The sequence below is a fragment of the Bradyrhizobium sp. UFLA05-153 genome, from assembly GCF_054185185.1.
The window spans coordinates 24,986-51,050 of sequence record NZ_JBBIAM010000066.1; the positions used below are offsets into that span (position 1 = coordinate 24,986).

The 26,065-nt window shown below is 64.4% G+C and carries 28 protein-coding genes and 1 pseudogene; 16 read left to right on the top strand and 13 right to left on the bottom strand.

The genetic code is table 11. The features are described 5' to 3' along the window. The first annotated feature begins 77 nt into the window (after positions 1–77). Complete coding sequence (locus Q2941_RS31145; protein WP_458194798.1) at positions 78–713, top strand: TetR/AcrR family transcriptional regulator; 636 nt, start codon at positions 78–80, stop codon at positions 711–713. Positions 714–726: 13 nt separating this feature from the next. Next, the gene (locus Q2941_RS31150; RefSeq protein ID WP_027526205.1) at positions 727–1,128 is read left to right on the top strand and encodes a DUF4864 domain-containing protein; all 402 of its coding nucleotides are present in this window, start codon (positions 727–729) and stop codon (positions 1,126–1,128) included. Positions 1,129–1,303: 175 nt separating this feature from the next. Here Q2941_RS31150 and Q2941_RS31155 read toward each other — a convergent pair whose 3' ends face one another. Together Q2941_RS31155 and Q2941_RS31160 are read right to left on the bottom strand one after the other, a co-directional pair. Continuing rightward, entirely contained in the window at positions 1,304–1,819 is a 516-nt protein-coding gene (locus Q2941_RS31155; RefSeq protein WP_458194799.1) for a GNAT family N-acetyltransferase, read from the bottom strand. 351 nt (positions 1,820–2,170) lie between these two features. Beyond that, positions 2,171–3,358, bottom strand: coding sequence for an MFS transporter (locus Q2941_RS31160; RefSeq protein WP_254113367.1), 1,188 nt, complete (start codon positions 3,356–3,358; stop codon positions 2,171–2,173). A gap of 247 nt (positions 3,359–3,605) precedes the next feature. Here Q2941_RS31160 and Q2941_RS31165 point away from each other — a divergent pair, with 247 nt between their 5' ends. The 8 genes from Q2941_RS31165 (at position 3,606) to Q2941_RS31200 (ending at position 10,941) form a co-directional block, all read left to right on the top strand. Further along, a complete protein-coding gene (locus Q2941_RS31165; protein WP_458194800.1) occupies positions 3,606–4,025 on the top strand; it encodes a hypothetical protein in 420 nt (139 codons plus the stop codon). A 77-nt stretch (positions 4,026–4,102) separates the two neighbouring features. Next, complete coding sequence (locus Q2941_RS31170; protein ID WP_254108268.1) at positions 4,103–4,390, top strand: hypothetical protein; 288 nt, start codon at positions 4,103–4,105, stop codon at positions 4,388–4,390. An 8-nt stretch (positions 4,391–4,398) separates the two neighbouring features. After that, positions 4,399–5,823: a TolC family protein gene (locus Q2941_RS31175; protein ID WP_458194801.1), complete on the top strand. Its 1,425-nt coding sequence runs from the start codon at positions 4,399–4,401 to the stop codon at positions 5,821–5,823. 13 nt (positions 5,824–5,836) lie between these two features. Then, entirely contained in the window at positions 5,837–7,168 is a 1,332-nt protein-coding gene (locus tag Q2941_RS31180) for a copper oxidase (RefSeq protein ID WP_458194802.1), read from the top strand. Between the two features lie 35 nt (positions 7,169–7,203). Beyond that, positions 7,204–7,659: a cupredoxin domain-containing protein gene (locus Q2941_RS31185; protein WP_458194803.1), complete on the top strand. Its 456-nt coding sequence runs from the start codon at positions 7,204–7,206 to the stop codon at positions 7,657–7,659. Between the two features lie 15 nt (positions 7,660–7,674). Further along, positions 7,675–7,977 (top strand): copper-binding protein, encoded by a 303-nt coding sequence (locus tag Q2941_RS31190; RefSeq protein WP_458194804.1) that lies wholly within the window; start codon positions 7,675–7,677, stop codon positions 7,975–7,977. Positions 7,978–8,297: 320 nt separating this feature from the next. Then, entirely contained in the window at positions 8,298–10,439 is a 2,142-nt protein-coding gene (gene flhA / locus Q2941_RS31195; protein WP_027527638.1) for a flagellar biosynthesis protein FlhA, read from the top strand. A gap of 301 nt (positions 10,440–10,740) precedes the next feature. Further along, the gene (locus Q2941_RS31200) at positions 10,741–10,941 is read left to right on the top strand and encodes a hypothetical protein (protein ID WP_027527637.1); all 201 of its coding nucleotides are present in this window, start codon (positions 10,741–10,743) and stop codon (positions 10,939–10,941) included. 359 nt (positions 10,942–11,300) lie between these two features. Here Q2941_RS31200 and Q2941_RS31205 read toward each other — a convergent pair whose 3' ends face one another. Both Q2941_RS31205 and Q2941_RS31210 read right to left on the bottom strand, forming a co-directional pair. Beyond that, positions 11,301–12,509: an NAD(P)/FAD-dependent oxidoreductase gene (locus Q2941_RS31205; RefSeq protein WP_458194805.1), complete on the bottom strand. Its 1,209-nt coding sequence runs from the start codon at positions 12,507–12,509 to the stop codon at positions 11,301–11,303. A gap of 35 nt (positions 12,510–12,544) precedes the next feature. After that, positions 12,545–13,474 (bottom strand): formylglycine-generating enzyme family protein, encoded by a 930-nt coding sequence (locus Q2941_RS31210; RefSeq protein ID WP_458194806.1) that lies wholly within the window; start codon positions 13,472–13,474, stop codon positions 12,545–12,547. 555 nt (positions 13,475–14,029) lie between these two features. Between Q2941_RS31210 and Q2941_RS31215 the strand changes: the two genes are divergently transcribed. Continuing rightward, positions 14,030–14,941, top strand: coding sequence for an ABC transporter substrate-binding protein (locus Q2941_RS31215; RefSeq protein WP_458194807.1), 912 nt, complete (start codon positions 14,030–14,032; stop codon positions 14,939–14,941). Positions 14,942–14,974: 33 nt separating this feature from the next. Here Q2941_RS31215 and Q2941_RS31220 read toward each other — a convergent pair whose 3' ends face one another. The 5 genes from Q2941_RS31220 to fliI form a co-directional block, all read right to left on the bottom strand. Beyond that, entirely contained in the window at positions 14,975–15,934 is a 960-nt protein-coding gene (locus Q2941_RS31220; RefSeq protein ID WP_458194808.1) for a helix-turn-helix transcriptional regulator, read from the bottom strand. A gap of 262 nt (positions 15,935–16,196) precedes the next feature. Next, entirely contained in the window at positions 16,197–17,162 is a 966-nt protein-coding gene (locus Q2941_RS31225) for an anti-sigma factor (protein WP_458194809.1), read from the bottom strand. Positions 17,163–17,179: 17 nt separating this feature from the next. After that, entirely contained in the window at positions 17,180–17,725 is a 546-nt protein-coding gene (locus tag Q2941_RS31230; protein WP_027527632.1) for a sigma-70 family RNA polymerase sigma factor, read from the bottom strand. 187 nt (positions 17,726–17,912) lie between these two features. Continuing rightward, positions 17,913–18,332: a flagellar export protein FliJ gene (gene fliJ, locus Q2941_RS31235; protein ID WP_027527631.1), complete on the bottom strand. Its 420-nt coding sequence runs from the start codon at positions 18,330–18,332 to the stop codon at positions 17,913–17,915. 119 nt (positions 18,333–18,451) lie between these two features. Next, a complete protein-coding gene (gene fliI / locus Q2941_RS31240; protein WP_027527630.1) occupies positions 18,452–19,777 on the bottom strand; it encodes a flagellar protein export ATPase FliI in 1,326 nt (441 codons plus the stop codon). 387 nt (positions 19,778–20,164) lie between these two features. Between fliI and ctrA the strand changes: the two genes are divergently transcribed. The 5 genes from ctrA to Q2941_RS31265 all read left to right on the top strand — a co-directional run bounded on the left by ctrA (position 20,165) and on the right by Q2941_RS31265 (position 23,221). Beyond that, entirely contained in the window at positions 20,165–20,866 is a 702-nt protein-coding gene (gene ctrA, locus Q2941_RS31245) for a response regulator transcription factor CtrA (protein WP_016848562.1), read from the top strand. Between the two features lie 169 nt (positions 20,867–21,035). Next, a complete protein-coding gene (locus Q2941_RS31250; protein ID WP_027527629.1) occupies positions 21,036–21,440 on the top strand; it encodes a DUF350 domain-containing protein in 405 nt (134 codons plus the stop codon). 2 nt (positions 21,441–21,442) lie between these two features. Then, positions 21,443–21,763 carry a hypothetical protein gene (locus Q2941_RS31255; RefSeq protein WP_027527628.1) on the top strand — a complete coding sequence of 107 codons (321 nt, stop codon included), beginning with the start codon at positions 21,443–21,445 and terminating at the stop codon, positions 21,761–21,763. A 66-nt stretch (positions 21,764–21,829) separates the two neighbouring features. Continuing rightward, positions 21,830–22,057, top strand: a complete 228-nt coding sequence (locus tag Q2941_RS31260) for a hypothetical protein (RefSeq protein WP_254108276.1) — start codon at positions 21,830–21,832, stop codon at positions 22,055–22,057. Positions 22,058–22,060: 3 nt separating this feature from the next. After that, entirely contained in the window at positions 22,061–23,221 is a 1,161-nt protein-coding gene (locus Q2941_RS31265) for a glutathionylspermidine synthase family protein (protein WP_458194810.1), read from the top strand. Between the two features lie 171 nt (positions 23,222–23,392). Here the strand turns inward: Q2941_RS31265 and Q2941_RS31270 are convergent, their stop codons facing one another. The 4 genes and pseudogenes from Q2941_RS31270 to Q2941_RS31285 all read right to left on the bottom strand — a co-directional run. Continuing rightward, positions 23,393–24,265 (bottom strand): CheR family methyltransferase, encoded by an 873-nt coding sequence (locus Q2941_RS31270; protein ID WP_027527625.1) that lies wholly within the window; start codon positions 24,263–24,265, stop codon positions 23,393–23,395. After that, a complete protein-coding gene (locus Q2941_RS31275) occupies positions 24,262–25,449 on the bottom strand; it encodes a protein-glutamate methylesterase/protein-glutamine glutaminase (protein ID WP_458194811.1) in 1,188 nt (395 codons plus the stop codon). Before Q2941_RS31275 ends, Q2941_RS31270 begins: the two co-directional genes overlap by 4 nt. 75 nt (positions 25,450–25,524) lie before the next feature. Then, positions 25,525–25,890 (bottom strand): response regulator, encoded by a 366-nt coding sequence (locus Q2941_RS31280; RefSeq protein ID WP_007600538.1) that lies wholly within the window; start codon positions 25,888–25,890, stop codon positions 25,525–25,527. Positions 25,891–25,960: 70 nt separating this feature from the next. Next, a pseudogene (locus Q2941_RS31285) lies at positions 25,961–26,065 on the bottom strand (chemotaxis protein CheW); the annotation flags it as partial.

Consider the following 26,065-nt stretch of genomic DNA (forward strand, 5'->3'; position numbering starts at 1 on the left):
AAAACCCCGTGCGCAAACAACGCGATGCCTCGCGCAAAGGGTTCAATCTAACCAGATCGTGATCTAGATTGGTCGGCATGGACGACCAGGTCGACAACATCCGAAAACCCCGCGCCGACGCCGTGCGCAATCGCGAGCGCGTGCTGGAGGCCGCGAAAGCCGTGTTCAGCGCGGGCGGGCCGGAGGCGAGCCTGGAAGCCGTTGCAAAACGCGCCGGTGTCGGCATCGGCACGCTCTATCGTCATTTTCCGACGCGCGAGGCGCTGTTCGAGGCAGTGTATCGCCGCGAGGTCGAGCAGCTCGGCGAGCTTGCCGAGCAACTCAGAAGCGCCAAGGATCCGGTCGACGCCTTGCGGCGCTGGTTGCGCTCCAACGTCGAATTCGTCGCGACCAAGAAAGGCATGTCGGCAGCGTTGGCGCTCGCGGTGCAGAGCGGCTCCGAGCTGCATGCCTTTTCGTTCGAGCGCCTGACCAAAGCCATCGGCTCACTGCTCGATCGCGCAGTTGCAGCCGGCCAGATGCGGGCCGACATCAGTCCCGAGGACCTGCTGCGTGCATTCTTCGGCATGTGCTACATGCACGACCAGCCCGGCTGGCAATCGACCGCGCTCAGGCTGCTCGACGTGTTCGTCGACGGGCTTCGCGTGCAGCCCAAACCATCACCGCGCGCGACCGTCAAGACGACGAAACCGGCGGCGAAACGAAAACGATAATACGGAGCCAGTGATGCGCATTGCGGTGTTGCTGATCACGTTCCTCCTGAGTTTTACGGCCGCGCAGGCCGACGACATCGCAGCAGCCAAGAGTGTGATCCGCGCCCAGGAGCAGGCTTTTGCCCGCAACGATGCCGCGGCCGCCTATTCCTATGCCGCACCCGAGATCAAGAAGATCTTCCCGGCTGCCGACATCTTCATGGCGATGGTGGAGAATGCCTACGCACCGATCTATAGGCACAAGAGTTTTGAGTTCGGCGAGACCAAGGTCGATGGCGACTGGATCGGCCAGCACGTCGACATCATCGATGCCAATAACGAAGCTTGGGACGCGCTTTATACGCTGGAGCAGCAGAGCGACGGCAGCTACAAGATCACGGGGTGTTCGCTGTTGAAGGCGGGACAGGCGGTTTAGGGCGTGGACTCTCGTGTCTGCGATGTCCGTTTAGCCCTCACAACGTCGCAGATGCCGCCATTGCATGAGGTCCGAGAAGGGCCACCAGCGGAATTCGGCGCACTTGAGCATGACTGCGTGACCGGCACAGGGAATCGAAAGTAGCCGCCCCTGCACCTTTACGCCAAACCTCCCTTCAACTCCTGTCCAGCACCCATCGATTTACCGCTTGGTGAAAATTAAGAGGACCTGGAACGGTCATGTGCGTCTTGACGTACTTGAAGCCTGCCCTTTGAAGGGTGCGGTTCGGCGCTACATTGAACGCATTGGGCTCACAGAAGAGCTGCTTTAGCCTTAGAAACTGAAAATAGAGTTCGGCGCTCTGTCTAACGCATTCCGCGCCGATCCCCCGCTTACGCAGTGAGGGAACCGCGATGTGGAGGTGCATATTTGCGTGCTGGCCAATGCTGATTTTGTCAGCGGTTGAGAATCCCACGAACTGAACGTCGTGAAACCAACTCACCAAAAGGCTGCTTCTTTGCTCGACAGGCTGGTCGAACATCTGCTCATAGAGCCGGCACCATTGTGATGCCGGAGGCAGGCGCGTCGGATCAACCCCGAGCATTTCCAAATGCTCCGGTGTGGCAGAGTGGAAATACTCAATGATCTGCGCAGTTTCTTGCAGAGTCATTAGACGGACGGTAACGGTCACTTACCAGCTCCTGCGAACGATCGATGGCCGATAGAGTTGAGCGAAAAACTTCTGCTTGGCCTCAAAAAGCCGACGCTCACGCGTCAACGGTGGTGGATATCGAGCCGATCACATTCGCCAACGGGCTCCCGCCTTGAAATGACGGCTGAAGCCATGCGCGCTGATAGGCGTCAGCCGTGCCCCTTCCGTCGTTTTGCAGATTGCGCGATGATCCTTTTTTAACCCCTGATTTGCCCGACGCGTCAAGCTAATTTCTGTAAATCAGCAATCCTCTCTGACGGCCGCCTCTACTTTGCATGGGGTTGTTTTTCGAGTTTCTATTGGCGAGCGCCGTCGAGATTGCTCCCGGCGTCAAGTGGCAAACCCAGGCCCGGCCTTCGCCGCATTCATCCGCGAGCGGATCAGGAGCGTCGCCACGATCGCGATGTTGACCGCGTTCCACGCCACGCCATTGGCGAAGGCGGCAGCATAGGAGCCGGTGGCATCGAAGATCAGGCCCGACACCCAGCCGCCGAAGGACATACCGAACACAGAGGCGAAGATCACGATGCCGACGCGGGTCGCCGCTTCGCTCGCCGGCATCGCCTCGCGCACGATGATGGCGTAGCTCGGCACGATGCCGCCCTGGAACAGACCGAACATCGCGGAGATCAGATAGAGCGAGGAGAGGCTGTCGAAGAACAAATAGAACACGAGCGCAAAGGCCTGCGCGAGCGAGCCGATCAGGAGCGTGCGGACGCCGCCAATCTTGTCGGCGAGGTAGCCGGAGCCGATCCGGCTGACGATGCCGCAGCCCATCATCAGCGAGAGCATCTCCGCGCCGCGCGCCACGCCGTAGCCGAGGTCGCCGCAATAGGCCACGATATGGACCTGCGGCATCGCCATCGCCACGCAGCAGGAGATCGAGGCGATCGACAGCAGCACCGTCAGCGTATTGGTCGACAGCCCGAGATCGACGCGCGGCGGCGGCGCGTTGGCGTGATTGCGAACCTTGTCGTCGCCGATCCGGGCGCGCAGGACCATTACCAGCATCGTCATCGTGCTCGCGCAGACGATGCCAATTCCAATGTGAGTCATGCGCCAGCCGACGGTCTGCACGCCCCAATTCACGATCGGCGGCCACATCGCGCCCGCGACATAATTGCCGCTTGCCACGATCGTCACGGCGAGCCCGCGATAGCGTTCGAACCAGTGCGAGGCTTCCGCCATCAGCGGCGCGAAGGTCGCGGACGTGCCGAGCCCGATCAGGAAATACACCGCTACGAACTGCCAGAGCTGGGTCGACAGCCCGGCCAGCACGTTGGCGACGCCGAGAAAGGCGATGCTGATCGCCATCGCCGGCACGATGCCGAAGCGATCTGTGATCTTGCCCGCGATCACGCCGCCAAGGCCGAAGCCGAACATCATGAGCGTGAAGGCCAACGACACCGCGCCGCGCGTGGCTGCGAATTCGGCCTGCACCACGGGAATCACGACCACGACCGCCCACATGCCGACCGCGCCGATCGATCCGATCACGAGCGCGAGCACGAGCCGCACCCAGGCCTGACGCGAATCAGGGGTGAAGCCGGCCGGTCGCTGCGGGTGATTTGGCGCGTGCACGGCGCGACCTTCTTCGCTGGCCGCCTTGCGGTCAAGCATCATGCTGCGATATTGGGCATGCGCGGTGCACTGCGGTAAGAAGAGCTTGGCGGAACCGCGCTTTGCCATTAGTTTGCAATCTGCGTGTGCATCGTTGCCGCGCAATGGGCATGTCGACGGGATGTTGTTGCAATTGACGCGATCAATGCGGATCAAGGTGGGGCGGTTCGTCGCTCTCGCCTATCTGTTCTGCGTCCTCGCGCCGGCAGCAGCCCTTGCCTGGGGCAGCGGTCCCGCACCGTGCCTTGGCGATGACTTGCAGACGGTCGTGCTCGCGCCGGAGCACCATCACGGTGCGAGCCAGATGCACGCCGACGGCGGCCATGATTACGCGGGTGGGCATGCGCATCACCAGACCGCTGCGCAGGATGCACCTACACAACATCATCATGACGGCAAGGGCACACCCGGCCCCTGCTGCGCGATGATGTGCGCGAGCGCGCTGCCGGCCGCCCTGCCCGACGTCGCCAAGCCGGTGCAGCCGATCTCCGCCTGTGCGCCCGAGATCGCGGTGAGCTTGCACAGCGAGGCGCCACCCCTGCTCTACCGTCCTCCCATCGCCTGACCTGACGTCACGATTTGAGGCCTCGCGCATTTTTGCGCGCGCGGACTCGTGGTCATCAGACAGTTCAGGGAATACCCATGGTTACGCTTCTCGGAGCGAAGTTTGCCGCCGCATCTGCGGCGCGCGAACGGCACTTAGGATTCATCTGGCCGATCCTGGCCGTAACGGCGCTCGCGTTGTCCGGCTGCATGCCCGCGACCACCGCGCCGCTGGCGAGCGCCGATCCTGCGGATCCCGCGGCCAGGGTCGCGCACGTCGGCTATCGCTCGACGGTCGCGCCCTACAGCAGCCTGCGACCGGCGATGCCGGCACCATGGCGCGAGCGCAACGACAGCGTCGCGCCTCCAGCGAAATCGGACCAGTAGGAGCGGCCATGGCACACCCATTCGCGCGCGGCCTGCTCGCATTCGCAGCGCTTGGCCTTTCCGGCTGCGCTGCGTTCTCGCCGGACAGCGGCATGATAGCTGTTGCGGACCTGACCAGCCGGACCATCAACAAGGATGTCGCCTTCGTGCGGACGGTCGAAGGCGCCGACGCGGTCAACGAGGGCGTTCGCCGCCTGCTGTCGCGGACGTTGAGCGCGGATGCCGCCGTGCAGATCGCGCTGCTCAACAACAAGGGGCTGCAAGCTGCCTATAACGAGCTGGCGCTGGCCGAGACCGATCTCGTCGAGCAAAGCCTGCCGCCCAATCCGGTCTTTTCGGTCTTGCGGATTTCAGGCAATGGCGCCAGCGAAGTCGAGCGCCAGGTCGTCGGCGATATCCTGGCGCTCGCGACGCTGCCGTTCCGCTCCGAGGTCGCCCGCGACCGTTTCCGCCAGGCGCAGCTGCGCGCGGCACTGGCAACGCTGCGGCTCGCAACTGACGTGCGGCGCGCCTATGTTCGCGCCGTTGCCGCCAACGAGATGGTGGCGCTGCTGATCGATGCGAAGTCGACGGCCGAGTCCACCGCGCAGCTCGCCGTGAAGCTGGGCGAGACCGGATCGATCAACAAGCTCGATCAGGCCCGCGAGCAGGTGTTTTATGCCGAGACCACCGCCGATCTCGCCACCGCCCGCCAGGCCGCAACGAGTGCGCGGGAGCGGCTCGCGCGGCTGATGGGTCTGTGGGACGACGGGCTCGACTTCCGCCTGCCCAACGCGTTGCTGCCGCTGCCGCGCCGGCCGCTCGCACTGCCCTCGATCGAGACCGATGCGGTCGCCCATCGCATCGACCTGCAGATCGCGCGGCTCGAGCTCACGGCGCTGGCAAAGTCGCTCAATCTCACCGAAGCGACGCGCTTCGTCACGCTGCTCGATCTCGCCGGCATCTCCCGCCGCACCCAGGATCCGGAAGGCGCGCCGTTCCGCGAGCGCGGCTTCGACGTGCAGTTCCAGATCCCGATCTTCGACGGCGGCGAGGTGCGCGTGCTGCAGGTGACCGAAACCTACAATCTCGCCTTCAATCGGCTCACGGAGCGGGCGGTCAATGTGCGATCGGAGGCGCGCGACGCCTACCGTGCCTATCGCTCGACCTACGACATCGCCAGCCACTACCAGCGCGAGATCCTGCCCCTGCGCGAGATCATCACCGAGGAGATGCAGCTCCGCTTCTCCAGCATGCAGGTCGACATCTTCGCGCTGCTGACCGAGGCGCGCCAGCGCCTCGCCTCGCTGCGCGGGGCGATCGACGCGAAGCAGAAATTCTTCCTCGCGCAGTCCGAGTTGCAGACCGCCGTCAACGGCGGCGGTCTGCCTGCGGGCGGCACGGATAATTCGACGACCATCGCCGCGGCGGCGCCTGCCGACGGCGTGCACTGAGATGGAGGCCGACATGTTTTCCCGCCGAGGATTTTTGAGCACCGCCGCGCTCGCAAGCGCGTCAGCAATCAGCGGCCGCGTCCAGGCCGCATCGATTCCGGAAGCCCCGCATATGGACAAGGTGGTGATGCAGCCGCCGCTGCATCCGAGCAGTGGGCCGGATTATCGCCCCGTCGTCACGCTGAACGGCTGGACATTGCCGTTCCGCATGAACGGCGACTGGAAGGAATTCCATCTCGTCGCCGAGCCCGTCGTGCGCGAATTCGCCGAAGGCATGAAGGTCAACCTCTGGGGCTACAACGGCCAGTCGCCGGGGCCGACGATCGAGGCGGTCGAGGGTGACAAGGTCCGCATCTTCGTCACCAACAAATTGCCCGAATACACCACCGTGCACTGGCACGGCATGATCGTGCCGAGCGGCATGGACGGCGTCGGTGGGCTCAATCAGCCGCACATCCCACCCGGCAAGACCTTCGTCTACGAGTTCGAGATGAAGAAGAGCGGGACCTTCATGTACCACCCGCATTCCGACGAGATGGTGCAGATGGCGATGGGCATGATGGGCATGGTCGTCGTGCATCCGCGCGATCAGGATTTCCGTCCGGTCGACCGCGACTTCGTCTTCGTGATGAGCACCTATCGCGTCGACCCCGGCACCTACCTGCCGAAGGTCAACGAGATGACCGATTTCAACATGTGGACCTGGAATTCGCGGGCGTTTCCCGGCATCGATCCCTTGCCGGTGCGGCTCGGCGACAAGGTGCGCGTGCGCATCGGCAATCTCAGCATGACCAACCATCCGATCCATCTGCACGGACACAGCTTTGCGGTGACCTGCACCGACGGCGGCTGGATTCCCGAGAGCGCGCAATATCCGGAGACGACGACCGACGTTCCGGTCGGCGCGGTGCGCGTGTTCGACGTTCTCGCCGACAATCCCGGCGACTGGGCGTTCCACTGCCACAAGTCGCATCACACCATGAATGCGATGGGCCACGACATGCGCAATCTCATCGGCGTCTCGAAGAAGGATCTCGCGCGTGCGGTCGGCAAGCTCGCGCCCGACGCCATGGTGATGGGCCAGTCGGGCATGGCGATGGGCAACATGGAGATGCCCGCGCCCGACAACACGCTGCCGATGATGACGGGCTCAGGCCAGTTCGGACCGATCGAGATGGGCGGCATGTTCACGGTGATGAAGATCCGCGAGAACCTCGCGCGCGACGATTACAGCGACCCCGGCCCCTATCAATTCCCGCAAGGCACCGTCGCCTATGAGGTCGCCTCACCTGCCGCGGAGCCGGCACGGCAGCAAAACGCACCGATGAAGAAAATGAAGATGTGAACGAATGTTTTGACGACCACCAACTGGAGAACAAGATGAAGAAGACGACGATGATCCTACTTGCGGCACTTTCGCTTTTCGCCGCGCCTGCACTCGCACACGAGCATCACGCCCATGAGACCTTTTCCGCCGGCGAACCGGGCGATCCCAACAAGCCGGCGCGCATCATCGAGATCGCGCTGAGCGAGATGGCCTACGAGCCCTCGCGCATCACCGTCAAGCGCGGCGAGCAGATCCGCTTCGTGCTGCGCAACGTCGGCAAGGAGGACCATGAATTCCTGCTCGCCACCACCAGAGAGAATCTCGCGCATGCCGAGGTGATGAAGATGCATCCGCACATGGAGCACGACGACCCCAACGGCGTGCGGCTCGCGCCGGGCAAGACGACCGAGATCGTCTGGAAATTCACCAAGGCCGGCACGTTCGAATTTTCCTGCCTGATCCCCGACCACCGCGACTACGGCATGGTCGGCCACGTCACCGTGAAGTGAGCTATGGAGACTCCCATGAACCGCATCATCCGCATCGCCGCTGCGCTGGCGCTGAGCATCGGCCTGTCTCGCGGCGCCCTCGCGGCCGAGGGCGCCGCGATCAGCGGCGAGGTCAAGAAGATCGACGAGAGCGCGGGCAAGATCACGCTCAAGCACGGACCAGCGAAAAGCCTCGGCATGGATGAGCCGATGACCATGGTCTACCGCGTCAAGGACTCGGCGGTGCTGAGACAGGTCAAGGTCGGCGACAGGGTCACCTTCGAGGCCGAGGAGGCGGCGTCGGGGTATACGGTGACGAAGATGCAGAAGGCGAAGTAGGCACACCCTCCGCCACCGTCATTCCGGGGCGGCTCGAAGAGCCGAACCCGGAATCGCGAGATTCCGGGTTCGATGCTTCGCATCGCCCCGGAATGACGGCCGTAAGGCCCCATTTCGCGTCTCTCCCACCCTCCTCGTTAACCCTTTGCTAACCATACACCGGGCAAAAATTGCCGGGTGAAGTCGAGTGTCGTCGGCCGCGTAAAACGGGAGCTCCCGTGGACGCCAGTGCGGTGCCTCACTTTCGAAACGGCGGCCCATCGGCCGCCGCGCAGACGTTTGGCGCGCGTGGGCGCCAATCGCGGGGGGAGGCAGCAACCATGGTCGACGTCACCGCGGGTCAAGGTGTAGGCGCCCCCAAGCCCGGTCTGCCCTCGCTCACCGAGATCGGCAACATCCTCAAGCGCGGCGACATCGCGCTCGCGCTCGGCATCCTCACCATCCTGGTGGTGCTGATCCTGCCGCTGCCCTCGATCGTGCTGGACCTCTTCCTGGCGATCTCGATCACGCTCTCGATCCTGATCCTGATGACGTCGCTGTTCATTCAGGCGCCGCTGGAATTTTCGGCCTTCCCGACCATCCTGCTGATCTCGACGATGCTCAGGCTGTCGCTCAACATGGCCTCCACCCGCCTGATCCTGTCGCACGGACACGAGGGCACGGACGCCGCAGGCCACGTCATCGAAGCTTTCGGCAGCTTCGTGATGGGCGGCAATTTCGTCATCGGCATCATCGTCTTTGCCATCCTGATCATCGTCAACTTCGTCGTCATCACCAAGGGTTCGGGCCGCATCGCCGAGGTCGCGGCGCGCTTCCACCTCGACGCCATGCCCGGCAAGCAGATGGCGATCGACGCTGATCTCTCCGCCGGACTGATCGACGAGAAGGTCGCCAAGGAGCGACGCAAGGCGCTTGAGGACGAGAGCGGCTTCTTCGGCGCCATGGACGGTGCCTCGAAATTCGTCCGCGGCGACGCCATTGCCGGCCTTTTGATCGTCTTCATCAACGTCGTCGGCGGCATGATCATCGGCGTCGCGCAGCAGGGCCTCTCCTTCGCCGACGCCGGGCGCAGCTACACGCTGCTGACGGTCGGCGACGGCCTCGTCACGCAGGTGCCGGCGCTGATCGTCTCGACCGCGGCGGGCCTGCTCGTCTCCAAGGCCGGCGTCTCCGGTGCCGCCGACAAGGCGCTGATGAAACAGTTCTCTGGCTATCCGCAGGCGCTCGCGATGTCGTCGGCGGTGATGATCGTGCTGGCGATCCTGCCGGGCATCCCGACCATCCCCTTCCTTGCGCTTGGCGCCGGCGCCGGCGCGCTCGCCTGGTCGGCGCGCAACCACAAGCGGACTACGGCCAGGGCCGAGGAAGCCGCCAAGGCCGCGCCCGCCCAGGGAACGCCTGGCGCGCCTGGCGCCGCAGCGGCGGAGGAGCCCATCTCCGCAGCGCTCAAGATCGACGATCTCAAGATCGAGCTCGGCTACGCGCTGCTGCCGCTCGTCAACGGACCCGACGGCACCGACCGCCTCACCGAGCAGATCAAGGCGCTGCGCCGCTCGCTCGCCATCGAGATGGGCTTTGTGATGCCGGCCGTCCGCATCCTCGACAACGTCCAGCTCGAGGCCAACACCTACATCATCAAGATCAAGGAGGTCGACGCCGGCACCGGCAAGATCTGGCCTAACCAGTTCATGGTGATGGACCCCGCGGGCAACCAGGTGCAGGTGCCGGGCATCCACACCACCGAACCGACGTTCGGCCTGCCCGCGACCTGGATCGATGCCAGCCTCAAGGAGGAGGCGTCGTTGAAGGGCTACACCGTCGTCGACGCCGCAACCGTGCTCTCCACCCACCTCACCGAACTGCTCAAGACGAATATGTCTGATCTACTGTCCTATGGTGAGGTGCAGAAGCTGCTCAAGGAGCTGCCGAAGGAGCAGAGCGAGCTGGTCAAGGACATCGTGCCGGGCCAGGTCACCATCTCCGGCATCCAGCGCGTGCTGCAACTCCTGCTCGCCGAGCGCATCTCGATCCGCGATCTCTCGACCATTCTGGAAGGCATCGCCGACTCGCTCGCCTTCTCGCGCAATCCCTCGACCATGGTCGAGCATGTCCGCGCCCGCCTCGCCCGGCAGATCTGCGCGCAGAACACCTCCTACAACGGCTACCTACCGCTGATCGCGCTGTCGGCGAGATGGGAGCAGGCCTTTGCCGAATCCATCATCGGCCAGGGCGAGGAGCGCAGCCTTGCGATGCAGCCCTCGAAACTCTCCGAGTTCATGACCGCTGTGCGCGAGGCGTTCGAGCGTGCGGCACGCGAGGGAGAGGCGCCGGTGCTGGTCACCTCTGCGGCAATTCGTCCCTTCGTGCGTTCCCTGGTGGAGCGGTTCCGCGCCCAAACCACCGTGCTGTCGCAGGCGGAAATCCATCCGCGGGCACGACTGAAAACGGTTGGAAGCATCTGATTTGCTTCTGATTTGCCCGAATTTCGTCTGTGTTTTTTCGCCACAGGCAAATGGTTTTTGTAGTTTTGGGGCAACTCGCTGATTTGGCTCAGGAACTCGCGACAGCCAGCTAACAGACTGAGTTACCTGAATAAATATTCACGGTTACGATCTTTCGATCGCGACCGTTCACGTCTTTTCACGCCCTTGTGATCGCCTCTTGGGAACGAATCCCCGCAATACTAGGTTGTTGGGTACCGAAGGCATGAACCTCGCCGATGAAGCCGGCGACTACTTCGGTAGATGGCGGCAGGAGGCTTCCATGAACCACTCGATCTACAGCGCGGATCGATCGACCCATCTTAAGATCGTGGTCGTCGCCCTCGTTGCTGGCGTCGCAGTGGCGGGCCTGAGCATTACGGCGCGATCGGGTTCCGACGACGGCATGACCCAGACCGCCCGCGTCATCAAGGCCGGGAAGCCGGTTGTGATCACCAGTTCGAACGCTTCACTGGTTCGCTGAGGAGATTTGACGGAATTCAGGAATTCACGTGGCTCTTTACCAGCCCCCCAAAGTCGCCATGTGGATATGTAGACGACCCCAACCCCAAGTCGACTACAGAAAGCGCCCGCCCCCCACGGGCGCTTTCTCATTTCTGGGGGGACGATTTCTCTGCGGGTGATGTTCGCCGCCGAGACAGCACACCACATCTCCCCACCCATCGCTTGTCCCCACCCATCGCTTGTCATTCCCCGCGAAAGCGGGGAATCCAGTACGCCGCGGCTTCTCCGTATCCTCGCGCTGTCTCTGGAATACTGGATCGTCCGCTTTCGCGGACGATGACACCGAAAATGCAGCGCGCCTGTCCACGCCGGGCGCGGTTACTTCCTCGCCGGCGGCACCTGCACCGTTGGCGCAGCTGCGGCGAACAAGTCTTCTTTCCTGCCGGTGAGCGGCGGGTAGATGCGCTGGTGATTGATGGTCTGCTTCGTCGCTTTCGCCGCGGCCCCGGTCGTGCGCACCTCGCGGTCCCAGCCTTCCGTATAAAGCGCGCCCCAGCCACCGAGATCGAGCACGGTCACGTACCAGTCGATCCGCAGCGGCAGCAGCGGCTGGCCGACGAGATCGGCGATCACATTGTGGCCGGCGAAGCGGCCCATGGGGCGCGCGAACTGGCAGGACATCACGGTCGCATGCAGCCCGTCGACCAAACTGGACGCAACGTCACCGGCCGCAAAGACGTGGGCGAGATCGGCAACCCGCATGAAGGGATCGACCAGAATACGCCCCAGACGGTCCCGTTCGACCGGCAGCGTCGCGGCGAGCGGGCTTGCACGCATGCCGGCGCACCAGATCACCGTCTGCGTCCGAATGACTTCGCCGGAGCTCAAGCGGACGCCGGCCGCATCCATCGCCTCGACCCGCACGCCGAGACGGGTCTCGACATTGAGCGCTGCGAGTGCCTCGCTGATGACGGGACGGGCGCGCTCGCCGATGGTCGCGCCGACCACCGGGTTCGGATCGACCAGGATGATGCGGCCGCCGGCGATGCCGGCGCGCGCGAGCCGGTCCGGCATCTCGGCGGCGACCTCGATGCCGGTGAAGCCGGCGCCGACCACCACGACCGTCGTTCGTCCCGGCGCCGGCGCGCTGCGGCCAAGCGCGGCGAGATGGGCCTCGAGCTTGGCGGCAGCGGCATAAGTGTCAACATCGAACGCATTCGCGGCGAGACCGGGAATGTCCGGCCGCGGCACCCCGCTGCCGAGCGCCAGCACCAGCCGATCATAGACAACCACGTCGCGCGCGCCGTTCACCGCGATGGTGACGTTGCCTCTTGCGACGTCGATGGCTTCGACGTCACCGAGCCTCTGATCAACACCGACGAGATCGAGCAGCTGCGACAGCGGAAGCGCGACCTCGCTCAGATCCACTTCGTAGTTGCGCACGCGAATGTTGTGATAGGGATTGCGGTCGACGACGAGGATTTCGATGTCGCTGCCGGCCGCACCGATCTCGTCGCGCTTGCGGGCAGCGCCGATGGCGGCCCACAGGCCCGCGAACCCAGCACCGAGCACGACGATACGCGCCATTCCAAGTCCTGCTGCGCAAGTCCTGTCCGCGCCGCCTACGGCCCCAGCGTCCGCGCCACGCGCACACTCATATAGCTCATCCGGTTCGGCGGGCCAAACCAGAGGCGCGCAGCGGAGCGGCGGGTCTGGAGCGCGCGGCTGAAGGCGCCGCCGCGCAGGACGTGGCCTTTGCAGTCATCCGCGATCCACGCCGAGCCGTCATTCGGCGCGCCGACGTAGTTGTCGTGCCAGCAGTCCTCGACCCAGTCGTAGACGCCGCCATGGACCTCGAAGAGGCCAAAGGGATTGGCCGGGGGCGGCGTGAATGCCGTGGTCGCGATCGTCACGATGCCGACATCGGCGACCAGATTGGCCGCCGCGATGTCGGCAAGATGCGGATCGGCGCCATCGCCCCACCAGAACGCGGTGGTCGTGCCGGCGCGTGCGACGTATTCGCGCTCGGCTTCGCTCAGGAGCCGGTACGGGCGGCCCGTCAAACGCGACAGCCACTGCACATAGTGGCTGGCCTCCTGCCAGAGGATCCCGGTCACCGGATCGCGCACGTGCTCCGGCTCGGTCGGATGCGGACTGCACGCCTTGGCCGCCACGCAGGCGCTCCATTCGTCGACGCTGACGGGCCAGCTTCCCACGGCGAAGCGCTGCACCGTCACCCGGTGCTGCGGCCGCTCGTCCTCGGTGCTGCCCATCTCGCCTGCGCTCGCACCCATCATGAAGGTGCCGTCGGGGACGACCACCATCTCGGGGCAATGCGCGCATTCCCTGAAGCGATCCTTCGGCCTGAGCGCCGCTTCCTCGCCGCGCGAGAGCGGCTTTGACAGGCGCATGTCCAGGATCGCCGCATCAGTGCTCGCCAATGCCAGGCTGGTCGGAGCCTGCTCAATGGTTTGCGCCGACGCAAGCGGCGCCGAAAGACCAGACATCAGCAATGCAAGCAGGGCAAACGGCCGGTCAATGAACCCGCCCATGAGACCCTCCCGGTCACGTCAGTGTGACCTTCAAAATGACTTCTTCAAAAACATGCTTCGAACACTGGCAAAGCTCGCCGGCGCTCGGCACAATCGCGCGCGAAAAGCGCCGCCGCGGCTCTCGTCAATCTGGTGATGATGCGAGGTGAATGTTTCAGGCGTGTTTCGCGGGCGCGTGAAAGCAGCTTCGCAATGAAGCGCTTTGCCGCTTTTGACGGCGACAAAACGTCTCAATTTCACGCGCGGCGTGCGCCGGCGGCAAGCTCACGACATGATTGCAGGAGCGGAATGTTGGGACTACCCTAGCTCTTACAGATGATGGGGTTCGCTCAAAAGGGGCAGAACCATGAGGAAGGGAAGCCTTCTCGTATGGTGTAGCTGCGCGTTCGAGCGCATGGCGCCCCATCGCGCACAAATGTACCGCCTTCCTGCTGCCGGGGTGATTGAATGAAACGGCGCCATTTCATCAAAGGCCTCGGCATACTCTGCGCTGGCGCGGCCACCTCCCTCCTGCGCGGCCAACGGGCAAGCGCCCAATCCGGAGCAAAGCGCCGCATGATCGCATGGGTGGGCGCGCCGGCGGCCGGGATGCCCGCACCCCCTCAGTTCGTGATCGCCCTGGCGTACGGCAATTTCGTTCAGGGGATGACGGACATCGGCTATGTGCAAGGCCGCGACATCGACATCGTCAGACGGCTTGACGTTTTTTCAGACCACGTTGCGAGCGTGGAGGAGGTCATCGAGCGTTTCAAGCCGGACGTCCTCGTTGCGCCGGCGACACTGGAAGCGGTTGCGGCCCGAAAGGCGACATCAACGATACCGATCGTTTGTCCCGCACTTGCGGATGCAGTCCATCTCGGCCTGATCGCCAGCGAAGCTCATCCCGGCGGCAACGTCACGGGTATCGAGCCATACGTTGCCGGACTGCCGACCAAGCAGATCGAACTTGCCCGCGAGATCGTCCCCGGCGCACAGCGCATCGGACTGCTGACGAACATGAAAGACCCGAAGGGGCCGCCCCAGATCGGCGACCTCAAGGCGGCCTGCCAAACCCTCGGGCTCAGTCTCTCGGAGGCCGACGCGAACTCGTCCGTAGAAATCCCGCAGGCACTCGCGGCGCTGGTCGACCAGAAAGCCGACGTCGTCGTGGTGCTCCAGACCAACCTGTTGCTGGCGTCAAGCGAACGCATCGCTGCCATCGCACTGGAAAAGCGGCTACCGACGGTGTTCGGATATCGCGATCACGTCGCGCTCGGCGGCCTCGTCAGCTACGGCGTCGATCTGCGCTGGTGCTATCGCCGGGCGTCATACTTCATTGACAAGATTCTGAAAGGCGCCCGCGCCGGCGATCTCCCGATCGAATTCCCCACCGGCTTTTGGCTCGCGGCCAATCTCAAGACCGCGAAGGCGCTCGGGGTCGCGATGCCGCAAGCCCTACTCGCCCGCGCCGACGAGGTGATCGAGTGAAGCAGCCGCCGCCACAGGCGCCGTCGCACAGGATCACACCTCGCGCAGCTCCGATGGAGTCGACCCGAACCGCTTGCGGAAGGCGCGGTTGAAATAGGACAGATCCGCAAAGCCCGAGGAATGCGCGATGTCGCTGATCTTGCGTGCGCGCGATCGCGGATCCTGCAGCAGCTTTCGCGCAAGCAGCAGGCGCTGCTCGAGCACGAATTCGGTGAAGGTGGTACCGGCCTGCTCGAACAGGCGCTGCGCCTGGCGCGGGCTGAGCCCCGAGCGTCCGGCGACTTCCGACAGGCTGAGATCATTGCGGCCGAGCGCCGACATAACGTCAGCGCGCATCAGATCGAGACGCGCGGCAGCGTGGCCGCGGCCGCGGGCAAGCGCGGCGTGCTCGGCATCGGTGCCGAGCATGAGACCGACGAGATCGACCATGTGCTGCGCGGTGAGGCGCTGGCCGACCGCATCGAGATGCGGCGCGTGATTGGCGGCGAGCGCATGATAGCGCGTGATGGTTTCGGCGACGGCGCCGTCCGAAAGGACCTGCGAGATCTTGTCTTCGGCGCGCGGATTGATCTCGAGCAGCGCGCGGCGCGGCATGCGGATGGTGGTGAAACCATCCTGCTCAGTATGGCCGACCGCGCCGGTGACGCTGAGATCAGCGAGCACCATCTGCGACGGCTCGAGCTCGAGCGTGTGGCCGCTCTGCTGGACGCGGACGAGCCCCGAATGCGCCGAGATCAGCACGAGATCGTCGCAGCCGTCGGCGAGGCCGCCCTGCGTGCGCGAGAACTGCGCGGAGGCGCCCTCGGGAATCCCGAGCACGATGTTGCCGACCAGGCTGACCTGGAGGCGGCAATCGATGCTGTCGCCGCGGCTCGGTGCGACGTCGAGCCCGCACGATCCGAAAGCCCGCTCGCGCCAGTGCTCGAACGCAGGGCCGCTCGGCAGCCCCGTATACTGATGAATGAAGATGCCCGGCGGCTTCGCTGGATCCATCTCGATATCTCGCCCCTTCACTCCGGCACGAACGACGCCGGGACTGCCCAATCGCGCGGATTTGACGCGGTGAAACGGGAGGAGGTTCAAATCGGGCGTCGGAGTCCACTCAGCTTGTCGGAATACGACGGCAAGACGGACCATGGCGACATTGCGCACCGGAGAACTACGGAGTTCGGCGCGTAGCCAGCATGAGCGAAGCAATGTGCGGGATCGAATGTCCTCGGATCGCTTCGCGCGCCCGGGCTACATGCGCGGCAAACTACTTCTTCGCGGGAGCTTGCGGCTGGGACGGCGGCACGGTCTCGATCAGCTTGCCAGAAAACACCGGCGCGGATGTCGGCTGGCCGCTGGGCGAGCCGCCGGCCGGCTCGACGGTGACGGCGTAGGTGGCAGCATTGATGACGTCGGCATCGTAGCCGGCGAGCACCGGGCGCGCGGTGAAGTCGCCATTATTGATCACGCCGAGCGAGCGCGGGCGCGGCAGCTTGTCGGAGATCAGCCAGAGCTCAAAGCTCTTGCCCGGCTCCGGAGTGGCGCCCACTTTACGCACCGTGAAATTCTTGGTCGCGCCGTCGATGGTGAGGATGAAGGCGGGGCCGCCACCCTGTCCCTGCAACAGCGCGACATATTGCGATGACGGCGCAAGCGGCGCGGCAGGCGTCTTCACAACGACGGTCTGAACCTGCGGCGCTGGACGGAGCGCGCCAGGCAGCGCATCGGGCCGCAGGATCTGAAGCGACAGCACCACAAAGAGCGCAGCGGCAAGCGCACTGAGGCCGGAAGCGATGCTGCGCCAGCGCTTCACGCGGCCTTCGAGATAGATGACGTTGGTGTCGTCAACGATCGGCACCTGCGAGACGGTGAAATCAGGCGCATGGACTTGCGGCACGAATTGCGGAGCGATGTCGGACGCAGCTTCCGGCTCCGCCGGCGGCTCTGGCACCTCGGGCGGTGGAGAGGTCGGCGCCTCAGGCGGCGCCTGCGGCTCCTCTGTTGCCCGGATCGGTCCGATCGCAGCCTTGATGTTTTCCCACACGATCGGCCGCGGCTCAACCGAGCCGACCATCTGGTTCAACACTCCCAGCCGCAATTGCCAGGCCTGCACGAGGCCGGCGAACTCCTTGTCCACCGCCATCATGGTCTCGACCTGCGCGCGCTCGTCGGCATCGAGTGTGCCGAGCGTGTATTCCGCGGCGAGCGCAATATGGTCCTCAGAGTAGGCCATCAATTACAACCCAAGACTCACAATCCAAGGCACTCCCGGATATCCATCATGCTGCGCCTCAGCCACGTCTTCACCGTGTTGACGGGCGCGGAAAACTTCTCCGCCAACTGCTCGCGGCTCCAGCCGTTGTAATAGGCGAGAAGCACGAGCTTCTGGCGATCCGGCTCGAGCCGGCCGACACATTCCAGGAGCCGCTTCAACTCCTCCGTCATCTCGCGCCGCGCGAGCGGATCGGGGCTGTCGGCGGCAACCTCCATCGCCTGAGGCTCCTCCTCGATCGAGGCTTCGGTCTTCTTGCGCACCAGGTCGATGGCGCGGTTGCGCGCGATCGACGCCATCCACGTGATCGGCGAGGACAGCGCCGGATTGAACTGGCCCGCACTGTTCCAGATCTTGACGTAGGTTTCCTGAATGACCTCCTCTGCGAGATCCTGTCGGCGCAAGATACGGAGCACGACGCCATAGAGTTTCGCGCGCGTGGCGCCGTAGAGGCGCTCGAAAGCCGCCTCGTCGCCCTTCGCCACCGCTGCGATCAGCCAGACCAGATCTGCTGGCGTCAGCATTCAGTCCCCCAACGCGCACCGCCCCGTCGCTTTCCCGCGAGGCCCCTGCAAACTCCACCACCATAGCGCGCAGCAAAGCCCGCCACCAAGGGGCCGGGCGCCACACTGTGGACATCGCACGCGAAAAACCCGGACCCTTTCGGGATCCGGGCTCACGCAATTCCCTGGCTGTGGGGCTTTGAGAGCCTTAGGCGATGGCGCCCATGCGGGCGCGCATCAGGCCGATGCTGTCGAGGTCGGCCTGCTCGCGGGCGCTCTCCTCGGCGCGCTCGCGCGCCTGGTCGCGCTCGTCCAGGAGCTCGACCTTCTTCAATTCCTCAAAAGCCTCGGCCAGCGCGCCCTTGGCCTCTTCGAGCTGGCCCTTCAGCTCGTCGGCCGAGCGGGTCAGGTTCTCGCGGCGCTGGATCGCGGCCTTGGCATAGGTCGGATAGGCGAAATGAGAGGGATCGTTGATCCCGGCGCGCTCCTGCTCGGTCAGGATCTCGCGCTCGAGATCGACAGACATGCGCTGGAAGTCCGCGATCATGCTCTCGATTTGGGTGACCCTGCGGCGCTTCTCGTCGACCTGAAATTTCTTCAGGCGAATGAGCGTTTCACGTGACTTCATCGACTCGTACTCCCCAGAAGTCCCCTAGCTGCACGTGGGACAACACCGGTCTCCCCGATCCCGAAATTGGGCCCCGACCGGCTCTGCTACTCTGTGGAGCGGATGATGGCCTGACAAAGTTAGCGTTCCGTTTCCAAATTCTGGAGGATTTGCGCCAACTGGCGGTAGCCGTCCGCCAAACCGGCACTTTCGTCCTTGCGCTGGCGCAGGAAGGCCTCCAGCGGCTCATGGAGCCGGATCGCCTCGTCGACCTCGGGGCTGGACCCCGCCCGGTAGGCGCCAAGCCGGATCAGTTCCTCCATGTCGGCATAGGTCGCCATGACCTGGCGGGCCTTCTGAATGGTCGGCCAGAACTGCGGGTCGGCCGATTTCGGCATCGTGCGGGAGACCGATTTGAGGATGTTGATGGCGGGGTAGCGCCCGCGCTCGGCGATCGAACGCTGCATCACGATGTGACCATCGAGGATGCCGCGGACGGCGTCCGCGATCGGCTCGTTATGGTCGTCGCCGTCGACCAGCACCGTGAAGATCGCGGTGATGGCACCGACCCCCATGCCGGGACCTGCGCGCTCCAGGAGCTTCGGCAGCTCCGTGAAGACTGTCGGCGTATAGCCCTTGGCGGTCGGCGGCTCGCCCGCGGAGAGGCCGATCTCGCGCTGGGCCATGGCAAAGCGCGTCACCGAGTCCATCAGGCACAGCACGTCCTGATCCTCGTCGCGAAAATATTCGGCGATCGCAAGCGTCAGATACGCCGCCTGCCGCCGCATCAGCGCCGGCTCGTCCGATGTCGCGACCACGACGACGGAGCGCGCCAGGCCCTCCTCGCCAAGGTCGTCCTGCAAGAACTCCTGCACCTCGCGGCCGCGTTCCCCGATCAGGCCGATGACGCTGACATCGGCGTCGACATTGCGCGCGAGCATCGACAGCAGCACGGATTTGCCGACGCCGGAGCCGGCAAAAATGCCCATCCGCTGGCCACGGCAGCAGGTCAGAAACGTGTTGAGCGCGCGGACGCCGAGATCGAGCGGCGCGCCGACACGCTTCCTCGAATGCGCAGGTGGCGGCGAATTGCGGAACGGCATCGGCGAGGTGCCCTGCAGCAGCGGCCCCTTGCCGTCGATCGGCTCGCCCAGCGCATTGACGACGCGGCCGAGCCAGGCCGCCGACGGCCGCACCTGGTTGGCGGCATTCGCGATGACAGCCTTGCAGCCGCGCCGCACGCCCTCGAGTCCCGCGAACGGCATCACGACAGCGTTGTTGCCGGAAAAGCCGATCACTTCGCAGGGAATGAAGCGGTTCGCGCCGGTCTCGATCACCAGCCGCGCGCCGACCGACATCGCGTGAATGGGACCAGCGACCTCGACCATCAGGCCGCGCACGCCGACGACGCGGCCGTATATATTGACGCCGTCGATGTCCCCGATCTGCTCCGCAAGCGCCTTCATGATCCGGCTTTCATGCCCTTCATGACGAAACCCTTAAATTTCGCCACATTTCTGAACGGCGCTTAACTTCGTGTTTACCCGCATCATTAATCATTGCGTCACTGTCTTTGTGACTGAGCGCCTGCCCGGCAGAAGAAGGGGAGTCGCGAGAGTCGGTTAGGCCCGTCTCTTAAAGTGGAACTTGAACGGAACCGGGTGACGAAAACTGCTTCTGCGCAACATCTTAGGGCGATTCGACAAAAATTGCACCGTGAGGTCTTGCGTTCCAGAATCAGACTTTGTTAACCATGTGACGTCAGGATCCGAATCAGTTGTTCAAAGGCGTTTTGTTGAGTGCCGCGAATGCGGCCGACCTGACGCCCGGAGCGGCGACTATGGGGAACTGGCATGCGCGTTTTGCTGATAGAAGATGACAGCGCCGTCGCGCAGTCGATCGAGCTGATGCTGAAGTCTGAAAGCTTCAACGTCTATACGACCGACCTGGGGGAAGAGGGCGTCGATCTCGGTAAGCTATACGATTACGACATTATTCTTCTCGACCTCAACCTGCCCGACATGTCCGGCTACGACGTGCTCAAGCAGCTCCGGGTCTCCAAGATCAAGACACCGATTCTGATCCTCTCCGGCCTCGCCGGCATCGAGGACAAGGTCAAGGGTCTCGGCGTCGGCGCCGACGACTACATGACCAAGCCCTTCCACAAGGACGAGCTGGTGGCCCGCATCCACGCGATCGTGCGCCGCTCCAAGGGCCACGCCCAGTCGGTCATCCAGACCGGCGACCTCGTCGTCAACCTCGACACCAAGACGGTGGAAGTCGGCGGCCAGCGCGTGCATCTGACCGGCAAGGAATACCAGATGCTGGAGCTGCTCTCGCTCCGCAAAGGCACGACCCTCACCAAGGAAATGTTCCTCAACCACCTCTATGGCGGCATGGACGAGCCGGAGCTGAAGATCATCGACGTCTTCATCTGCAAGCTCCGCAAGAAACTCGCCAACGCCTCCGAAGGCCGCAACTTCATCGAGACCGTGTGGGGCCGCGGCTACGTGCTGCGCGAGCCGCACGAGGCCGACGAGCGGATCCCCGCCTGATCTTCCTTCCGTCGTGAGCCCCAGGTGGCTCGCTCCTCCCCGACTGGACCCCGCCGCAAATGGCGGGGTTTTCGTTTTTGGAGGATACGAACAGAGCTTCATCCCCCTCTAACCGTTGAACCGGTATCCTCGGCCTGCCGACGAATACTGGCCTGACACCGGGGGAACGATGATCCTGCAATCGCTTGCTGGCCTGCCAGCCTTTCTGGTCTATTTCTGCACCGGGCTGGTGGCGATCGTGGCCTATCTGTTCGTCTACACCCGCATCACCCCGCACAACGAATTCCAGCTCATCCGCGACAATGATCCGGCCGCCGCGATTGCGCTGGGGCTGAGCCTGCTCGGCTTCGTTGCACCGCTGGTCAGTGCCATCGCACATTCGGCCAACGTGCTGGACTGCCTGATCTGGGCGTTCATCGCGCTGATCGTCCAGGTCGTGGTGTTCTACGTCGTGAAGGTGCCGGTGCCGAACCTGTCGGCGCGGATCGCCGCGGGCGACATGGCGCCTGCGATCTGGCTCGGCCTTTCCTCGCTCGCCGCAGGCCTGCTCAACGCCGCCTGCATGATCTACTGACCATGGCCGAGAAGCGCCCCAACAAGGATTTCGGCAAGCGCCATCCTCAGCCCTTGCCGCTGCCGCCGAAGGAGCCGGTCAAGCGCTCCGGCGAGGTCGCATTGCTGGTGATGGGCGCGATCGCTGTCGGCACCGCCGCCTACACACTGATACCGCGGCAGAACTGCGACCAGCCCGGCATGGCGGCCTGCTCGTCGAGCGGCGGCGGCGGCGGTGGCCATTGGTCGTCGCGATCGAGCTTCTACAGCAGCGGCTCCGGCGGTGTGACGCGGGGCGGCTTCGGCTCGTCCGCGCATGCCTTCGGCTTCTCGGGAGGCGGTTGAGCCGAGCCACGTTTTGAATTCACCGCCTTTGGCCGGTCTGCTCGATTGGCGTCGGGAGGAAGCAACATGAAACGTTCGCGACGGGTCGTGCTGACCCTGATGGGGAGTGCCGCGGTCAGCGCGGTCTCGATGGGATTTGTGCGGCGGCCCTATGACTGCGGACCCGGAATGACGGCCGTTCCCGGCATCGACGGACAACCCTATTGCGGGCCCGCCACCTATGGCGGCTTCGGCGGCACGCTGCATGTCGTCCACGGGCACGGCCATGGCGGCCATGGCCACGGTGGCGGCTAGCGCATGCAGCGGATCGTCTGTCCCGAGCGCGACGACTGGAAGCAAACCGCGCAGCAATGCGGCTTCGATTTCCATACCATCGACGGTGAGCGCTATTGGGATGAGCGCGCCTATTACGCCTTCCCGCTCGACGAGATCGAACGCGGGGTCGAAACGCCGACCGGCGAGATCGACGCGATGTGCATCGAGCTCGCCGGCCGCATCATCATCGATGAGCGGCTGCTGGAGCGGTTGAAGATCCCGGAGGCCTTCTGGGACCTGATCTCCGAGAGCTGGGAGCGCGACGACCGCAGCCTCTACGGCCGGCTCGACCTGAAGTTCGACGGCACGTCGCCGGCCAAGCTGCTCGAATACAACGCTGATACGCCAACCTCGATCTTCGAGGCCGCGGTGTTTCAATGGACCTGGCTCGAACAGGCGATCGAGCGGCGCATCATCCCGGCGCGCGCCGACCAGTTCAACTCCATCCATGAGCGGCTGATCGAGGCCTGGAAGGCGATTGCGGCAGGCCAGCATCTGCATCTCACCGGCACGACCGGCAACGAAGAGGACGCCGGCACGCTCGCCTATCTCGAAGACACCGCGCGCCAGGCAGGGCTATCGACGACGCTGCTCGACATCGAGGAGATCGGCTGGCGCGAGGCTGGCGGCGGCTTCGTCGATCTCGACGATCGCGACATCACGCTCGCCTTCAAGCTCTACCCCTGGGAATGGATGTTCCACGACGCCTTCGGCGCCAAGCTGAAGGAGGCGCCGACACGCTGGATCGAGCCACCGTGGAAGGCGGTGCTCTCCAACAAGGGCATCCTGCCGCTGCTGTGGGAGATGTTTCCGAACCATCCCAATTTGCTGCCGGCCTTCTTCGAGGATGATCCGCGAGCCGCCGAACTCGGCAGCTCCTACGTGCGCAAGCCGTTGCTGTCGCGCGAAGGCGCCAACGTCACGCTGGTCTCTGGCGGCGCGCCGCTCGAGGAGCACACGGGCCCCTACGGCGCCGAAGGCTTTGTCCGCCAGGCACTCTCGCCGCTCCCGAATTTCTCCGGCTTCTATCCCGTGGTCGGAAGCTGGCTCGTGAATCACGAGCCCTGCGGCCTGTCGATCCGTGAGGACGAAAGCCCGATCACCGGCAACAGCTCGCGATTCTTGCCGCACGCGATCTTGTGAGGCGGGCATTCTTACCCTCTCCCCTTGCGGGAGAGGGTGCCTTCGCGAAGCGAAGGCGGGTGAGGGGTCTCTCTCCGCGATTGACCTCTCGCATTTGAGTTCGCGGAAGCAACCCCTCATCCGGCGCTTCGCGCCACCTTCTCCCACAAGGGGAGAAGGGAAGAAGGCACCTCACCGCGCCGCGGCGATCCTCATGCCTGCGAGCATCGGCGCACCCGCCGGACGCGCGCCGCGCGCCGGATTGATCTGGTAGAGACCGCGGCGGTCGGCGACGGGACGAAAGGCGTCGGTGATGCCGACGACGGACTCGGCGGCGCCAAGCAGCAACGTGCCATCCGCCTCGAGGCTCTTTGCCATGCGTTCGAAGATCACCGCCTTGGTGTCTTGGTCGAAATAGATCAGCACGTTGCGGCAGAAGATGACGTCGAACGTGCCGAGATGCGAGAAGTCCTGGAGCAGGTTGAGCTGGCGGAACTGCACCATGGAGCGGACGTCGGCATTGAGCTGCCAGATGTCGCCGGACTGGGTGAAGTATTTCACCAGCAACTGGATCGGCAGGCCGCGCTGCACCTCGAACTGGCTGTAGACGCCGGCCTTGGATTTCTCCAACACCTCCTGCGACAGATCGGTCGCGACGATCTCGATGCGCCAGCCGGCGAGCGCCGCGCCCTTCTCCTTCAGGCACATCGCGATCGAATAGGGCTCCTGCCCGGTCGACGATGCCGCCGACCAGATGCGCAGGCTCTTGCGCGCCGCGCGCGCCTGGATCAGGCCCGGCAGGATGGTGTCGCGCAGATGATCGAACGGGATCTTGTCGCGGAAGAAGAAGGTCTCGTTGGTGGTCATCGCCTCGACCACGTCGGTCGCGAGCCTGGCATCGCCGTTCTTGATCTTCTGCACGAGATCAGGAATGGCGGCGAGGCCTGCCTTGCGCGCGAGCGGCATGAGCCGGCTCTCGACCAGGTAGGTCTTGTCGGCGGAGAGATCGAGGCCCGAACGTTCCTTCAGGAACTTGCGCAGGTATTCATAATCCATCGGCGTCACGACCGGTCTCCCGAAAACAGCCGATTGACCTTCGGTGCAATCTGATTGAGCGGCAGGATCGCGGCGCAGATGCCGGCATTCGCGGCCGCACCCGGCATGCCCCATACCACGCTGGTGGCTTCGTCCTGCGCGATCACGCTGCCGCCGGCGGCGACGATGTCCTTGCCGCCGCGCATGCCGTCCGAGCCCATGCCGGTCAGGATCACCGCCAGAATACCGCCGTGCCAGAGGTCGATGGCGGAAGAGAAGAGCGGATCAACCGCAGGCTTGCAGAAGTTCACCGCAGGTCCGTCGTCGAGCGCGATCGCGGCCTCAGCGCCGCTCCGCACCACGCGCATGTGCTTGCCGCCCGGCGCGAGATAGATCTGGCCCGGCTTCACCGCCTCGCCATCGATCGCCTCATGCGCGGGCCTGCGGCTCGAGCGCGCCAGATGCTCGGCGAGAATGGTGGTGAAGGTCGGCGGCATGTGCTGGGTGATCAGCACCGGGAAGCGATCGATCACTGGACCGAGATCGGTCACCAGCGACATCAGCGCCTGCGGCCCGCCGGTCGAGGAGCCGATCAACAGCACCTTCGGGGCCTGCGTCGAAAACGAGCGTTTGACGAGCGAAGCGGCTGAGGCCGTCGGTGCGGCCGGCGCCGGTGCTGCAGGACGCGCGGCGGGCTCACGCGCAAGCGGAGCCGGGCTCGCGGGCGCGAGCGACGGGCTTGCGACCGCCGCCTTCCTGCGCAGCCGCGCGCCGAGATGACGGATCTTCTGGATCAGATCGTGATGGAATATATCGGCGGCGGAGGCCTCGCGGGTCGATTCCGGCTTCGGAATGTAGTCGGCCGCGCCCAGCGACAGCGCCTTGAAGCTGATCTCCGCGTTACGGCGGGTCAGCGTGGAGGCCATGATGATGACGAGATCGCGCTTCTTGGCCAGAAGCTGCGGCAGCGCCGTGAGGCCGTCGAGTTCGGGCATTTCGATGTCGAGCACGGCGACATCGGGGTTGATGCGTTCGAGCTGGTTGACCGCCTCAAGTCCGGTGCGCAAGGAGGCCGCCACCTCCATGTCGTGCTCGGCGCCGATCCAGCGCGAGATCAGACCGCGGATGACGACGGAATCGTCGACGATCATCACGCGCAGTGGCCCTTCCCGCGACGGACTGACGGCCGAATTTCCAGCGAACGCAACACTCATTACTCACCAACGCAGACTGGAACGGTTCAGTTGAAACAAACGCCGAAGGATCCGTTCAGCCCCCGGGCAGCACGGTCAGATCAGGCCGACTTCCTGGAACTTCGCCGTCACGATGTCCTTGTCGAATGGCTTCATGATGTACTCGTTGGCACCGGCGTGCAGCGCGCGCGCGATATGCGCGACGTCGTTCTCGGTGGTGCAGAACACCACCTTGGGCTGGTCGCCGCCGGGCATGCGGCGCAGATGGCCGAGGAATTCGTAGCCGTCCATGACCGGCATGTTCCAGTCGAGCAGCACGGCATCGGGCAGCCCGCGCTTGCAAGCTTCCAGCGCCTTCTCGCCATCCTCGGCTTCGAGAATCTGGAAGTCGAGGCCTTCCAGGATGCGGCGCGCAACCTTGCGGATGACACTGGAGTCATCAACGACGAGACAAGTTCTCATGTGAGCCTCTACTTCCTGTCCCCGGCGGGACACTTCCAATTGCAGGTCGGTCGGCGGGCCGACCGTCGTCTCAGGCAGCCATCATCTCGGGCGCGAGTTCGAGGACGCGATCGACGTCGAGGACGACCATGAGCTGGCCGTCGAGACGGTGGACGCCGCCGGCAAGCTTGGCCAT